The organism is Staphylococcus sp. EG-SA-17 (assembly GCF_017151845.1).
In the GTDB taxonomy this organism is placed as follows: domain Bacteria; phylum Bacillota; class Bacilli; order Staphylococcales; family Staphylococcaceae; genus Staphylococcus; species Staphylococcus aureus.
In genome coordinates this window covers 104,657-118,613 of sequence record NZ_JACVZO010000003.1, presented here as the reverse complement: position 1 = coordinate 118,613, position 13,957 = coordinate 104,657, and the positions used below count along the sequence as shown (strand labels likewise).

The window sequence follows — 13,957 nt, the reverse complement described above, 5'->3', positions numbered from 1 at the left end:
TGAGATTAACAGATAATTAATAGGAAATATTTATTTGTAATATGTTTAAATAAATCGAATTGTTAAAGGTATTACATATTCTTGGCCATTATAATATTTGACACACGCAATAATTGTGAATACAAAAGATAATATTGAGAAAGCGAATATGGATAAAATACCGATAAACGTAATGATGAAACCTATAATGATAATGAAATCAATATCGGTAGCAATTAGGAAAACGCCAATAAAAGTGATAACGACTAAAACGATAGACCAAATAATATAAGAAATCGTATAGTTAAGATAATTTTTTCCAGCACGATCAACTAGTTTTGATTCATCTTTTTTCAATAACCATATAATCAGTGGACCAATAATAGATGTGAATAAACTTAATAAATAGATAAGCATCGCCATAATGTTCTCATCATTGGATTTGCGATTCGGTTGATGATTTGTTACGTCGTTCATTTCAGTTGTCATATTAGACACTCCTTTGAAAATTGTAATATTATCTTTAACTATAACAAAATATAATCAAAAATAAACATGTTTATTAAACAATTATTAAAAATAAAAATAATTGGTGGACGTCGGCGTTTAAATAGGTTAATTTAAGGTTATATATACTTAACATTTATAATGATGCGTAATGAATTCGCATCATTTTTATATTGTCTTACGTATAATTTGTTTTTAATTTTAACCAAAGATAGAAAGAGGGTTGTTTATGAAAATAGCAATTGTAGGATCAGGAAATGGCGCAGTTACGGCAGCAGTAGATATGGTGAGCAAAGGCCACGATGTTAAATTATATTGTCGTAATCAATCTATAAGTAAGTTTCAAAACGCAATCGAAAAGGGCGGATTTGATTTTAATAATGAAGGTGATGAACGTTTCGTAAAATTCACTGATATTAGTGATGATATGGAATATGTTTTAAAAGATGCTGAAATTGTTCAAGTGATTATTCCATCTTCATACATAGAGTATTATGCTGATGTAATGGCAGAGCATGTAACTGATAATCAGTTGATATTCTTCAACATGGCTGCAGCAATGGGGTCAATTCGTTTTATGAATGTTTTAGAAGATAGACATATTGAAACAAAACCACAATTAGCGGAAGCTAATACGTTGACGTATGGTACGCGTGTCGATTTTGAAAATGCAGCAGTTGATTTATCTCTAAATGTACGTCGTATCTTCTTTTCAACATATGATAGAAGCTGTCTAAATGATTGTTATGACAAAGTTTCAAGTATTTATGATCATTTAGTAAAAGAGGAAAGCTTAATTAAAACAAATCTTGAAAATGGTAATCCTGAAGTGCATCCAGGGCCAACATTATTGAATGTCGGTCGCATTGATTATGCTGGTGAGTTCGCTTTATATAAAGAAGGAATTACTAAACATACAGTTAGATTACTTCATGCAATCGAATTAGAACGTTTAAATTTAGGCCGTAGATTAGGTTTTGAATTATCAACAGCTAAAGAATCACGTATTGAACGTGGTTATTTAGAACGTGATAAAGAAGATGAACCATTAAATCGTTTGTTTAATACAAGCCCAGTATTTTCACAAATTCCAGGACCAAATCATGTAGAAAGCAGATATTTAACTGAAGATATTGCATATGGTTTAGTATTATGGTCAAGCTTAGGTCGTGTTATTGATGTACCGACACCAAATATAGATGCAGTAATTGTCATTGCATCGACAATCTTAGAAAGAGACTTCTTTGAGGAAGGCTTAACAGTTGAATCCATTGGCTTAGATAAGCTTGATTTAGAAAAATATTTAAAATAAATGATGGCTTGAAGATAGAAAAGGATATAGCATTATGTAAAAGCAATAAATTGAAGAAAAGAGGTTTCTCATCAATAAGCGAAGGGGACGATAGATGATGACAAGAAAACCAACCTTTTTAGAATCAATTTCGACAATGATTGTAATGGTTATTGTTGTTGTAATAGGCTTTGTGTTTTTTGATATTCCAATTCAAGTATTATTAATTATTGCCTCAGCATATGCCACATGGATTGCAAGACGTGTCGGCTTAACATGGCAAGATTTAGAAAAAGGCATTGCAGAACGTTTAAATACTGCAATGCCTGCAATTTTAATTATACTAGCGGTAGGAATTATAGTAGGCAGTTGGATGTTTTCTGGCACAGTGCCAGCGTTGATTTATTATGGCTTAGATTTATTAAATCCAAGCTATTTTTTAATATCAGCCTTTTTTATAAGTGCTGTTACATCTGTAGCAACTGGTACAGCATGGGGCTCTGCATCAACTGCAGGGATTGCACTTATTTCTATTGGTAATCAATTGGGGATTCCTCCAGGAATGGCTGCGGGTGCTATTATAGCAGGCGCTGTATTTGGAGATAAAATGTCACCATTATCAGATACAACTAATTTAGCGGCACTTGTTACTAAAGTTAATATATTTAAACATATACATTCGATGATGTGGACGACGATACCTGCGTCAATCATAGGTTTATTAGTATGGTTTATTGCTGGATTTCAATTTAAAGGGCATTCAAATGATAAACAGATTCAAACTTTGTTATCAGAGCTTGCACAGATTTATCAAATTAACATATGGGTCTGGGTTCCCTTAATTGTGATCATTGTTTGTTTGCTATTTAAAATGGCTACAGTGCCAGCTATGCTAATATCAAGCTTTTCTGCCATTATAGTGGGTACTTTTAATCATCATTTCAAAATGACAGATGGTTTCAAAGCAACATTTAGTGGCTTTAACGACTCAATGATACATCAGTCTCATATTTCATCCAGTGTGAAAAGCTTGTTAGAGCAGGGTGGTATGATGAGTATGACTCAAATATTAGTAACGATATTTTGCGGATATGCATTTGCAGGTATTGTAGAAAAAGCAGGATGTTTAGAAGTCTTATTAACTACTATTTCTAAAGGCATCCATTCTGTAGGAAGTTTAATATGTGTTACTGTTATTTGTTGTATTGCGCTTGTATTCGCTGCAGGTGTTGCTTCGATTGTAATTATTATGGTCGGTGTGTTAATGAAAGATTTGTTCGAAAAATACCAAGTCTCTCGTTCCGTTTTATCAAGAACACTTGAAGACTCAAGTACGATGGTCTTACCTTTAATACCATGGGGAACATCAGGTATTTACTATACGAATCAACTTCATGTCTCTGTTGGAGAATTTTTCATATGGACAGTACCATGTTATTTATGCGCAATTATAGCAATTATCTATGGTTTTACAGGGATAGGTATTAAAAAGTCATCGAATTCACGTTTAACTTAATGTGAGCGTGGAATATATATAATATGTTGAAACACTTTAATCATTTATAATTGTAGCGGTTATAATTTGAAAAGGTTTTAACTTAGAATAAATATCCTCTATACATATACTGAATATGTTTTGTAGCGGAACATGTTGATATATGTAATGTAAGTTTTATGTCATGATTTGTAATGACTAAATTAATTGAGAATTTGAAGGCAAGTATATTTGTAAGTACTTTAACTAAAAATTTATCAATGTATAGCCGATTTGACGTGCCTAAATTTGGGTGTGTCAATGGCTGTATGTTGTTTATTCTTTATTACAGAGTGAATCGGATTGGTGAAAATCGAAATTTTGAGATTTTTACCAATTCGATTTTTTTCATAGAAATTAAAAAAGCCAACAAGGCTCTTGAAACCTTGTTGGCGTAAAACTTAGTCATCACTAATTAGTGAATGAAGTTATAACCAGCAGCTTGGCTAGCTGAGATTGTACGTGAAGTTACAACACCTGGGCCATAACCATAGTTCATTTCTGAAACTCTTACTGAACCATTGCTGTTAACACTTTCAACGTATGCAACGTGACCGTATGCACCTTGAGTTGTTTGCATAATTGCACCAGCTTTTGGTGTATTGTTCACTGTGTAACCAGCTCTTGCAGCTGCGTTAGCCCAGTTACTTGCATTGCCCCAAGTTGAACCGATTTTACCACCTACACGATCAAATACGTAGTATGTACATTGACCAGAAGTGTATAAGTTACGTCCTGAAGTATAACCACTTGAGATTGAACGGCCATTTGATGATGGAGCCATAGTTGTAGTTACTTGAACATTGTTGCTTGAAGTGCTGTAGCTTGCACCTAAACCACCAGTACGGTAGCTGTTTGTGTTGTAACTATTATAGTTATTGTAGTTATATGATTGATTATTATTTGAGTAGTTGTTGTAACGGCTGTAGTTATTGTAGCTATAACCGTTGTTGTAATTGTTATAGTTATAGTTATTGTAACCATTGTAGTAGTAATAGCTGTAGTAGCCATTATCTTGGTTTAATTGACTTGGATGCCAGTTACCTTTCCATGTGTAATGGTAGTTACCTTGTGCATCAATAGTGTAAGTATAGCTATATGATGTTGGGTCATTTGGATTATAACCGTAGTTATCTTGCTCAGAAGCATGAGCTTGATTTCCTGATGCAATTGCGATTGTAGCGAATCCTGCAGTTGCGATAGTAGCTGTAGCGATTTTCTTCATTTTAAAAATATCCTCCTAAAAATTTTAAATCTAAAATATTTTCGTAATGTCCGTGTGACAAAATTAATGTTATAAGTTATCTCTCGTAATTAAACGACAAGAAAGACTATAACAGAAATTAGCGTCCTTGTGTGCTTTGTTAACGTTTTGTAATTTTTTGCTAATATCTTGACACAATAGAATTTTAAAAGTATAGAAATTTGCATTTTGCAAAACTTATAACTACGGCATTCTTTGTGAAAACTGAATGTTTCGAAAATAAGTCTGTTACAAATTTGTAATATTATTGAAAATTCTAAATGTATATTTTGTGCATAATATAGGACTTTTAATCAGAAAATGCATAAAAATTCGACACGAACGATCAAGTTTCTTTGATTATGAAAGCTTTGGTATTTGGATAAAAATGTATATTTAATGGATAAAATATCCTAATTTAGCATAAAAAAATGTTTTAATAAAAGTATTATTTGATATAATCGATTTATGTTTTGTTACTGCTAAAAAACATGTGGCGATATAATTGGTAGTGAATATTAGATGTTGACAATTGATTTGAGAAAGACAAACAGGAGTAAATCAATATATTTGTATATGTGAGGATGTAAGATGACAGATAATTATTCACTACATATTTTTAAAAGTATGAAAATGAGTAGTGTGAAGGAAGCAAACTTAAAAATTATATATTGGCTACAAGGTACAGGTGTAGTTTCAATCAATCTACAACAATATGATGTAAAAAGAAATGATGTCACCGTTATTATGTTGAATGATTTGTATCAGATTGATGGTCATGATGATAGTGTATGTTGTGTTGTTGAAGTAAGTGCAAAGACATTTTTGAAGTTTATGAATGCAAACTATATGATGCGTGGCAAGATATTAACAAATGAGGTTGCTAGCACTTTTAGAATCTTGATTAAGTATTTAATTTACAGCAAAATTAAACAACAGCCTTATAATGCTAATGATAAGATTATTAATTACATGTGTGTTGAATTAATGTCATTAAATACATACGATGGTAGTCGTCATTTAGTAGCCGAAGAAGTGCACGATTATTTAACAAACAACCACCATAAAAAGATAAATAGGAAAGATGTCATTAATCAAGTTAGTATTACAAACAAAGCTTTAAGTGACATGTTTAAAGCGACACCTTATAGTAATTTTATTCAATATTTAAATCATATTAGACTGGAGTATTGCTTAATTGATATTTTAACTTCTAAGAAGCCCATTGAAGAAATCGCAAGTAGTCATGGTTTTAATCATTATTCTCGTTTTATACACCTCTTTAAAGAAACGTATGGTGACACTCCTAAATTAATTAGAAAAAGATATAGTCCAACATCTCATTCAATTTACCATTCCCAATTAGTTGAAATTGATAAAAATATAATTGAATTATTTGATGATACTAATCAAAGTTCTTCAAGTATGCGCGAGATTGATATACCTTTTGAGCCTACCAAAAGGAGTCAAATGTATCAACCTAAAAACATCTATATTAAAGGAAGTAATTTTTATTGGATGGATTATTATACTATTAAACAAATCATTCAAAGATTAAGTGTTAATCCTGAAAACTTGCATATAATTGTTACAATCGACACAAGTAATGAGCTATCGATTGAACAAATCACTTTATTACTTCAAAAGATAGTGAATTACAATGTAAATGTAGTATTTCGTATTAAACATGAATATAAGGAATTGTTAACGAGTACTGAAAGAGGCAAGATAGAAAAGCTAGTAGCTACAATTTTTAATATGACTTTTGAGAGTAATAGATGTAAGATTGGATTTTTAATTAACGACTTAAATACTACTGCAATTCAAAAACTGAAACGTTTAATAGATAATTATATAGGAGTATTTGAATTAATATATCATCTGGAACCAAATGAGTTGAATGTGCGCTATTATAAAGAAATTGATCATCTAATAGACTATTTTATCTTACCGCTAAGACAAATAGAACAGGTGTCTATTGCACGTTCTAAAATTATATGTGATGTAGATTTGATTAATGAGAATGATGACTTAAAAGAAAAAATCACAATGTCTGATATTAATAAGATTACTGAACTTTTGACAAATTATACAAAATTTCGAGGGCTTATTATGCACATGTCAATTATAAGTGAAGCGAGCAAAGAAATAAATTTGACTAGATTATCAATATTCATTTTTATCATAAATATACTTAATCAATTACGAGGGATTGTTATTTATCAAAATGACACGATGATTGTAACGAAGTTCAAACATGAAGTACAATGTGTCATTTGTTTGCCAGCCGCATTGTTAAATGAGAATTCAGACGCTATACGTTTATCGTGTAAGAGTCTTCAACAATTTAGCCATGCTAAAACTAAACAAATTGTTTTAAGTATAGATAAAGATAATCATACTTCCGAAAATGGTGTACTTGTGAATGATATTATGCAACAACACAGTTATTGGAAAGCTAATTTTATAGAAAGAAATATTTATGATCATTCATTAATGGTCTCAAGCAATAGTATTGTTCATTTGAAATATCATCTTGAGATATAGGCATGGTTTAAGAGAGGTTTTAAAGATGTCTAAATTTAAAGTTAAGCGTTTAACTGCACACATACTAATGTTGAAAGTCATTAATGATATGTTGAAATATTCATTTCATCTCACTTTGACTCAAGTGAAACTATTAAATCTATTAGTTAAATATGATAATTCTGATTCCAATAGCGCTTCAATAGATAGGTTATTAAAAATGAAAGAAATCCAATCTAAGATGGCACTTCTTCAAATGTTAAGTTATTTAAACAATCATCAATGGCTATTGAAAGGAAGAGATCAAAGGGATCAACGTAAATTGACTATTTCGATTAATAAAATGCATATAGATAAAATAGAATATATGAATAATGAGCTTAGTGACTATATTGAACGTTATTTTGGTCAATATACATTTGATTTTAGTTGTGACTATGTATCGTATTTGTTGTCGTCACAAGAATTATTTCGAAATCTAAAGTGTTATTTAAATATGTGTCAATTATCATTAGAAGAGTTATACGTTTTAGGAATATTAAATCTGCATAAAGGTCAATTGACGGTTAAAGAATTACAGGGTGAATTCCATCACCCGATATTTGCGGTTAGTCCGATTTTAAAGTGTTTAATTTTGAAAGGATTAGTTAAAAAAGAGAGATGTGAATTAGATGAAAGGCGTGTTATTGTAACAATCAAGAGAGAAAAGTTTTCTAAAGTCACTATGCTTATTCAAGCATGTTATAATTATCTTGAAAAGGGAATACAAGTTAAGCTTAATAATAAATAGTTAATCACTTGTATTTCATATACCTATGAAGAATAGTTTATAGTTTTAAGTGGGAGGGATATTATGATTTTAGATAATGTGAATCCAAATGATTTATTTCCAACTGAAAAAAAGGGTCCGTCAGTGCTAGGAATAATTGAGTATCAAGTTCAAGGTGAGAATGAATTTGAAGGGGCATTTATAGCAACAAATGAAAGATTAATTATGAATGTAGATATGAATGGCCAATTTTATTATAGAAGTATTAGTTATAATGAAATAGAGAAGATAGATTATGATGGTCAAACTATAATGTTCAAATTTAATATTGGTAATGTCCCAATGCATGATATTAAAAGTGATAACGTTGAAATGTTTGTTGAATATGTAAAACAACATATGATAGTATAATGTCAATGTATGTAGGTTGATAAGAAGAGTTTGAATGATAACTCATTGCATTTAAAGATAAATGGCATGCGTTATGATTTAAAGCTCTTCTTTTTTTATATTTTATAAATTTCGTGAGCAAGCCATCAAATTAATATAAAAAATATCAAATCAGACACGTTGATATAGATTAAAATTTTAAAAGTTTACATATCAGTTAAGATACAAAATATTCAGACTAATAATTTTCAATTTGGCAAAATATCTTAAACATCAAATTATTGTAAGAAATAAATGTATTTAACCATATTCTAGTAATAAAAATATTGAATTTTTATACTTATTTGTTTAGAATGAACTTTATAACATAGTTGGATAGAGTTTCGATTTAATAAATTACATGTGAACCTTGCTACAACAAGATGTGCATCAGAGGAGTGGTTTAATAATGAGTAAAATTAATGACATTAATGATTTAGTCAACGCAACATTTCAAGTTAAGAAGTTTTTCAGAGATACAAAAAAGAAGTTCAATTTGAACTATGAAGAAATTTATATTTTAAATCATATTTTAAGAAGTGAGTCTAACGAAATCTCATCTAAAGAGATTGCTAAGTGCTCAGAGTTCAAACCTTACTATTTAACTAAAGCTTTACAAAAGCTAAAAGATTTAAAATTGTTATCAAAGAAAAGAAGTTTACAAGACGAAAGAACAGTTATTGTTTATGTTACAGATACACAAAAAGCAAATATTCAAAAACTGATTTCAGAATTAGAAGAATACATTAAAAATTAAATCAAGGTTAATTGCGTTTAATAACATTGAACGATAACAATTTATTAAAACGAAGTTATTTATTCAGCATTGGGACATAAAATTAACTTAAAATTTAAATATTGAAGATGCTTTAATTAAAGTTAAAGACTAGCCATACCTTATTTCAGCTTATTAAGCTTGAAACAAGGTACACTAGTCTTTTTATTTTAATATTTTCTTAGAAAATCAAGTTTACGATCATAAATATTTTCTGCGATATAGCTTTGGATGGTTCCAAGTATTTTCTCTATAATTTGTGTGCGATAAGCAAAAATTCTAACTGCAAAACCATGTGTAGGCAATTGAGAAATAGCAACACGACAATCGAATGTATTGCTATAAGAACTAATGGTTTCATAAACTGAATCGATTAGTTTTTGGTTAACATCTTCATGTATGAAGTAAGCAGAGCCATAATGAGAGTAATGTTCCATATAACCTATTTCATTGATCGATTGTTTATTAGGATTCAATAATAAATTATCATATGTGACTAACTCATCTTCAATATAAATTTCATTTATTAAATGCATATATTGATACTTGAAGGCTTCGCCAGTTTTTGAATAACCAGGAGTTAAAATATCAGTATAAAATAATGAACTAGAATTATTGAGATTGAACGTATTGTGTTGATAAAATTTAGCATTTTCATATGCGATGATTGGATCAGCGACATATTCTAAATATGCGTTATCTTTCAAATTAAAAGTTTGATACTGCTCAACATGATTGGAAGGTGTCTTGTATATTTTTGTTGCACCTTGAGATGTCAATGTCACTTTAGCGTTATCTTCGACATTCACATTCATACGGTAACGATCTCCATCTAAATAGCCACCACCTACATTTACTATATAAAATGTAGGAATGGTAGATTGATTTAGATAAACTGGACGTATCACTTTAAGTGCTTTTTCAAAGAAAATATCTCTTGATACTGATCGATTGCCATCGAAAAACACTGTTAAATCAAGTTGCCCAGTCCATTGTTGTTCATCCATTATGATAATCCTTTGAGTAAAGTGTCGCGTTCAATCCAATCGATAACTTCATCCAAACCTTCGTCAGTTTTTAAGTTAGTAAAAGTAAATGGACGTTTACCACGAAATACTTTAGTATCTTCAGCCATTTGTTCTAATGATGCACCTACATAGGGAGCTAAATCAGTTTTGTTAATTACAAAGAAATCTGACTTAATCATACCTTGACCACCTTTACGTGGAATCTTTTCACCTTGAGCAACATCGATAATATAAATTGAAAAGTCAACAAGTTCTGGACTAAATGTTGCTGCTAAGTTATCGCCACCAGATTCTATGAAAATTAGTTCTATATCGTCATGACGTTCTAATAATTCGTCTATTGCTGCAAAGTTCATAGATGCATCTTCACGAATCGCAGTATGAGGACATCCACCAGTTTCAACACCAATGATACGACTTTCAGGTAGAACTCCTGAATTTACTAATATCTTTTCGTCTTCTTTTGTATATATATCATTTGTAATAACGCCGATACTCATTTCTTTTGAAAGACGTTTTACAACTTTTTCAATTAATTGTGTTTTACCTGCACCTACAGGACCACCAATACCAATTTTAATCGGGTTTGCCACAATTATAACCTCCTATGATATGAAAATTCTAACATTGACGTTCTCATGCGCCATTTGATTTAGTTCTAAACCAGGCGCTGTCATGCCAAAATCTGCTTCTTTTAATTCGAAAATCTGCTTTCTTGTTTCTTCTATATAAGGAATCATGTGAGTAACTATCTTTTGACCAGCAGTTTGTCCAAGTGGAATAGCACGAACAGCATTTTGAGTTAAACTTGAAACATTTTGATATAAATAGTAATCAATAATCGTTTCAATATCTACACCTAAATAATGGCCTAGCATAGTAAAACAAATAGCTGGATTTAACTTTGCTTTCTTATCTTGCATTTGTTGATGATACCAAGCAATCCATGGGCTATTATAAAGTTCTAAAGCCAATTTAACCATGCGAGTCCCCATTTGTTTTGCACCAACACGTGTTTCTTTAGGTAAGTTTTGAACAAACATCAGCTTATCTATGTGTAATACTTTTTGTGTATCATCATTTTCCAATGCATCATAAACTAAACGCATGGCTAAACCATCAGAATAGGTAAGTTGCTCTTGTAAAAACATTTTTAACCAAGCAATAAAAGTATGATCATCATGAATTATATTTCGTTGAATATATGTTTCAAGACCAAATGAATGACTGAAAGCACCTGTTGGAAACTGTGAATCACAGAACTGAAATAATCTTAAGTGTGTATGATCAATCATGAGAATGGCCTATATGTCTGAAAGCCTTATTAACTTTACGGTCTTCTCGAACATATGGGATGCCTAAACTTTTTAATAAATCTTCAACTAAATAATCATATTGTACTAGCATTTCAGTCTCTGTAAATTGTGCTGGCAAATGACGATTTCCTAATTGATGGGCTATATCTCCCATTTCTTGCAATGTTCTTGGTTGAATCACTAAAAGATCTTCTGAATTAACATCCACAATAATCATATTATGGTCATCTGCGTATAAAATATCTCCATATTGTAAGTCAATAGGTTGTTTTAAACGAATGCCTATTTCAGTGCCATGGTCTGTAACGACTCTTTGAATACGTTTAACGAGATCTGAATTTTCAAGGTATACTTTTTCGACGTGCTTTTGTTTTTCTGAATTTGACAAATTGGCAATATTGCCTTGGATTTCTTCAACAATCATTCTATGTTCCTCCTAGAATAAGAAGTATCTTTGAGTTAATGGTAACTCAGTTGCTGCATTACTTGTAATTTTTTCTCCATCTACATATACTTCATATGTTTGTGGATCAACGTCTAATTTAGGTGTTGCGCTGTTATTTTTCATATCTGCTTTAGATAATTGTCTAATATTTTTAACTGGACGCACCATGCGTTTTAAATTTAATGCACGATTGATACCATTTTCATAAGCAGTTTTAGACACGAATGTCATTGACGTACTTGTAAGGTTTCCGCCGTATTGACCATACATTTTACGGTACTTCATTGGTTCAGATGTAGGGATAGAACCATTTGCATCGCCATTTACGGCAGAGTTAATTAATCCGCCCTTTACAACTAATTCAGGTTTAACACCAAAGAAAATGGGATCCCATAAGACAATGTCAGCTAGTTTGCCCGGCTCGATAGATCCTACATATTCAGAAATACCATGTGTAATTGCTGGGTTAATTGTATATTTAGCGATATAACGTTTGATGCGATTATTATCATTATGTTCAAAATCACCATCTAAAGGACCACGTTGTTCTTTCATGCGATGTGCTACTTGCCATGTTCGTGTAATTACTTCACCTACACGGCCCATTGCCTGTGAATCGGAACTAATCATACTGAATACACCCATATCTTGCAGGACATCTTCTGCTGCAATCGTTTCTTTACGAATACGTGAATCTGCGAATGCGATATCTTCAGGAATAGCCGCATTTAAATGGTGAGTAATCATTACCATATCTAAATGTTCATCTACAGTATTATGTGTATATGGCAATGTTGGATTTGTAGATGAAGGTAAAATATTTGAAAATGCAGCGGATTTAATTAAATCAGGCGCATGACCGCCACCAGCACCTTCAGTATGGTACATATGAAGTACACGGTCTTTAACAGCAGCCATTGTGTCTTCCATAAATCCTGCTTCATTTAAAGTATCTGCATGTAATGCAATTTGAATATCAAATTCATCAGCAACATCTAATGCATGACTCAAAGCAGATGGTATTGCACCCCAGTCTTCATGTACTTTTAATCCAATTGCTCCGGCATTGATTTGTTCAATGAGTGCAGTTGGATTTGTTGCTTGTCCTTTACCTGTAAAACCGACATTAATCGGTAAACCTTCGGCAGCTTCTAACATTCTATGAATATGCCATGGACCTGGAGTTACAGTTGTTGCTTTAGAACCTTCTGAAGCACCAGTACCACCACCAATATGAGTCGTAATACCACTTTCTAATGCGACCTCTGCTTGTTCAGGATTAATAAAATGAACATGAGTATCAATACCACCAGCAGTGACGATTTTACCTTCAGCGGCAATGATATCTGTTGTTGATCCTATAATAATGTCGACATTATCCATTATATCCGGGTTGCCGGCATTTCCAATGGCGAAAATATAACCATTTTTAATACCTATATCGGCTTTAACCACTTTATCGTAATCGATAATAACGGCATTAGAAATAACAAGGTCTGCAACGTTCACGTCATCACGTGTTACACGAGGATTTTGCGCCATACCGTCTCTAATAGATTTTCCACCGCCAAAGGTAGCTTCTTCACCATAAACTGCATAGTCTTTTTCTATTTGAGCAAATAGGTTCGTATCACCTAAACGAATAGAATCTCCAACAGTAGGACCGTATAAGCTCGTATATTGATTTTGCGTCATTTTAAAGCTCATGATCTTTTTCCTCCTTTTTTATTCACGTTTTCAGCACCGTTATCTCCGAATACACCTGCATATTCATCATTTTCATCAGTCGGGCGATAGACACGTGACTCATCGATAGGACCATTGACCATACCACGAAAACCAAAAATTTTACGTTTGCCAGCATATTCAACTAATTGAACTTCTTTTTTATCCCCAGGTTCAAATCGAACAGCTGCTCCAGCTGGAATATCTAAATGTTTTCCATATGCCATTTCACGTTCGAAATCTAATGCTGCATTTGCTTCATAAAAATGAAAATGTGAGCCCACTTGAATTGGTCGATCTCCTGTATTTTCAACTTCGATAACTGTTTCAGGATGATGGTTATTAATTTCAATCTCTGTACTTTTTGTAATAATTTCTCCTGGTATCATT

15 protein-coding genes are annotated in these 13,957 nt (G+C 31.6%); 7 read left to right on the top strand and 8 right to left on the bottom strand.

What is annotated here, in order from left to right:
• Window positions 1–45: 45 nt before the first annotated feature.
• Window positions 46–468, bottom strand: coding sequence for a DUF4870 domain-containing protein (locus IDG65_RS02655; protein WP_000206106.1), 423 nt, complete (start codon window positions 466–468; stop codon window positions 46–48).
• Window positions 469–715: 247 nt separating this feature from the next.
• Between IDG65_RS02655 and IDG65_RS02650 the strand changes: the two genes are divergently transcribed.
• The 3 genes from IDG65_RS02650 to IDG65_RS02640 all read left to right on the top strand — a co-directional run bounded on the left by IDG65_RS02650 (window position 716) and on the right by IDG65_RS02640 (window position 3,709).
• Window positions 716–1,798 (top strand): NAD/NADP-dependent octopine/nopaline dehydrogenase family protein, encoded by a 1,083-nt coding sequence (locus IDG65_RS02650; protein ID WP_000684568.1) that lies wholly within the window; start codon window positions 716–718, stop codon window positions 1,796–1,798.
• 94 nt (window positions 1,799–1,892) lie between these two features.
• A complete protein-coding gene (gene nhaC / locus IDG65_RS02645; RefSeq protein ID WP_206174018.1) occupies window positions 1,893–3,293 on the top strand; it encodes a Na+/H+ antiporter NhaC in 1,401 nt (466 codons plus the stop codon).
• 173 nt (window positions 3,294–3,466) lie between these two features.
• Complete coding sequence (locus tag IDG65_RS02640; protein WP_014667743.1) at window positions 3,467–3,709, top strand: hypothetical protein; 243 nt, start codon at window positions 3,467–3,469, stop codon at window positions 3,707–3,709.
• 17 nt (window positions 3,710–3,726) lie between these two features.
• Here IDG65_RS02640 and IDG65_RS02635 read toward each other — a convergent pair whose 3' ends face one another.
• A complete protein-coding gene (locus IDG65_RS02635; protein ID WP_000717388.1) occupies window positions 3,727–4,536 on the bottom strand; it encodes a CHAP domain-containing protein in 810 nt (269 codons plus the stop codon).
• A 609-nt stretch (window positions 4,537–5,145) separates the two neighbouring features.
• On the opposite strand from IDG65_RS02635, the gene IDG65_RS02630 reads away from it, so the two are divergent.
• The 4 genes from IDG65_RS02630 to sarR all read left to right on the top strand — a co-directional run bounded on the left by IDG65_RS02630 (window position 5,146) and on the right by sarR (window position 9,035).
• The gene (locus IDG65_RS02630; protein WP_000131823.1) at window positions 5,146–7,101 is read left to right on the top strand and encodes a helix-turn-helix transcriptional regulator; all 1,956 of its coding nucleotides are present in this window, start codon (window positions 5,146–5,148) and stop codon (window positions 7,099–7,101) included.
• A gap of 25 nt (window positions 7,102–7,126) precedes the next feature.
• Complete coding sequence (locus tag IDG65_RS02625; protein WP_000032847.1) at window positions 7,127–7,870, top strand: SarA family transcriptional regulator; 744 nt, start codon at window positions 7,127–7,129, stop codon at window positions 7,868–7,870.
• Between the two features lie 63 nt (window positions 7,871–7,933).
• Window positions 7,934–8,260: a PH domain-containing protein gene (locus IDG65_RS02620; protein ID WP_000599589.1), complete on the top strand. Its 327-nt coding sequence runs from the start codon at window positions 7,934–7,936 to the stop codon at window positions 8,258–8,260.
• A gap of 427 nt (window positions 8,261–8,687) precedes the next feature.
• Window positions 8,688–9,035, top strand: coding sequence for an HTH-type transcriptional regulator SarR (gene sarR / locus IDG65_RS02615; RefSeq protein ID WP_000036076.1), 348 nt, complete (start codon window positions 8,688–8,690; stop codon window positions 9,033–9,035).
• A gap of 188 nt (window positions 9,036–9,223) precedes the next feature.
• On the opposite strand, the gene IDG65_RS02610 is transcribed toward sarR, so the two are convergent.
• From IDG65_RS02610 to IDG65_RS02585, 6 genes are read right to left on the bottom strand one after another with little or no spacing between them, the layout of a single operon-like run.
• A complete protein-coding gene (locus IDG65_RS02610) occupies window positions 9,224–10,060 on the bottom strand; it encodes an urease accessory protein UreD (RefSeq protein ID WP_000344352.1) in 837 nt (278 codons plus the stop codon).
• Window positions 10,060–10,674, bottom strand: coding sequence for an urease accessory protein UreG (gene ureG, locus IDG65_RS02605; protein WP_000002973.1), 615 nt, complete (start codon window positions 10,672–10,674; stop codon window positions 10,060–10,062). Before ureG ends, IDG65_RS02610 begins: the two co-directional genes overlap by 1 nt.
• Before the next feature lie 12 nt (window positions 10,675–10,686).
• Complete coding sequence (locus IDG65_RS02600; protein ID WP_000565259.1) at window positions 10,687–11,376, bottom strand: urease accessory protein UreF; 690 nt, start codon at window positions 11,374–11,376, stop codon at window positions 10,687–10,689.
• On the bottom strand, window positions 11,369–11,821 hold the full coding sequence (ureE, locus tag IDG65_RS02595) for an urease accessory protein UreE (RefSeq protein WP_000634589.1): 453 nt from the start codon (window positions 11,819–11,821) through the stop codon (window positions 11,369–11,371). Before ureE ends, IDG65_RS02600 begins: the two co-directional genes overlap by 8 nt.
• Before the next feature lie 12 nt (window positions 11,822–11,833).
• A complete protein-coding gene (ureC, locus tag IDG65_RS02590) occupies window positions 11,834–13,549 on the bottom strand; it encodes an urease subunit alpha (protein ID WP_052997627.1) in 1,716 nt (571 codons plus the stop codon).
• A complete protein-coding gene (locus IDG65_RS02585) occupies window positions 13,546–13,956 on the bottom strand; it encodes an urease subunit beta (protein ID WP_000612121.1) in 411 nt (136 codons plus the stop codon). Before IDG65_RS02585 ends, ureC begins: the two co-directional genes overlap by 4 nt.
• Window position 13,957: the final 1 nt, after the last annotated feature.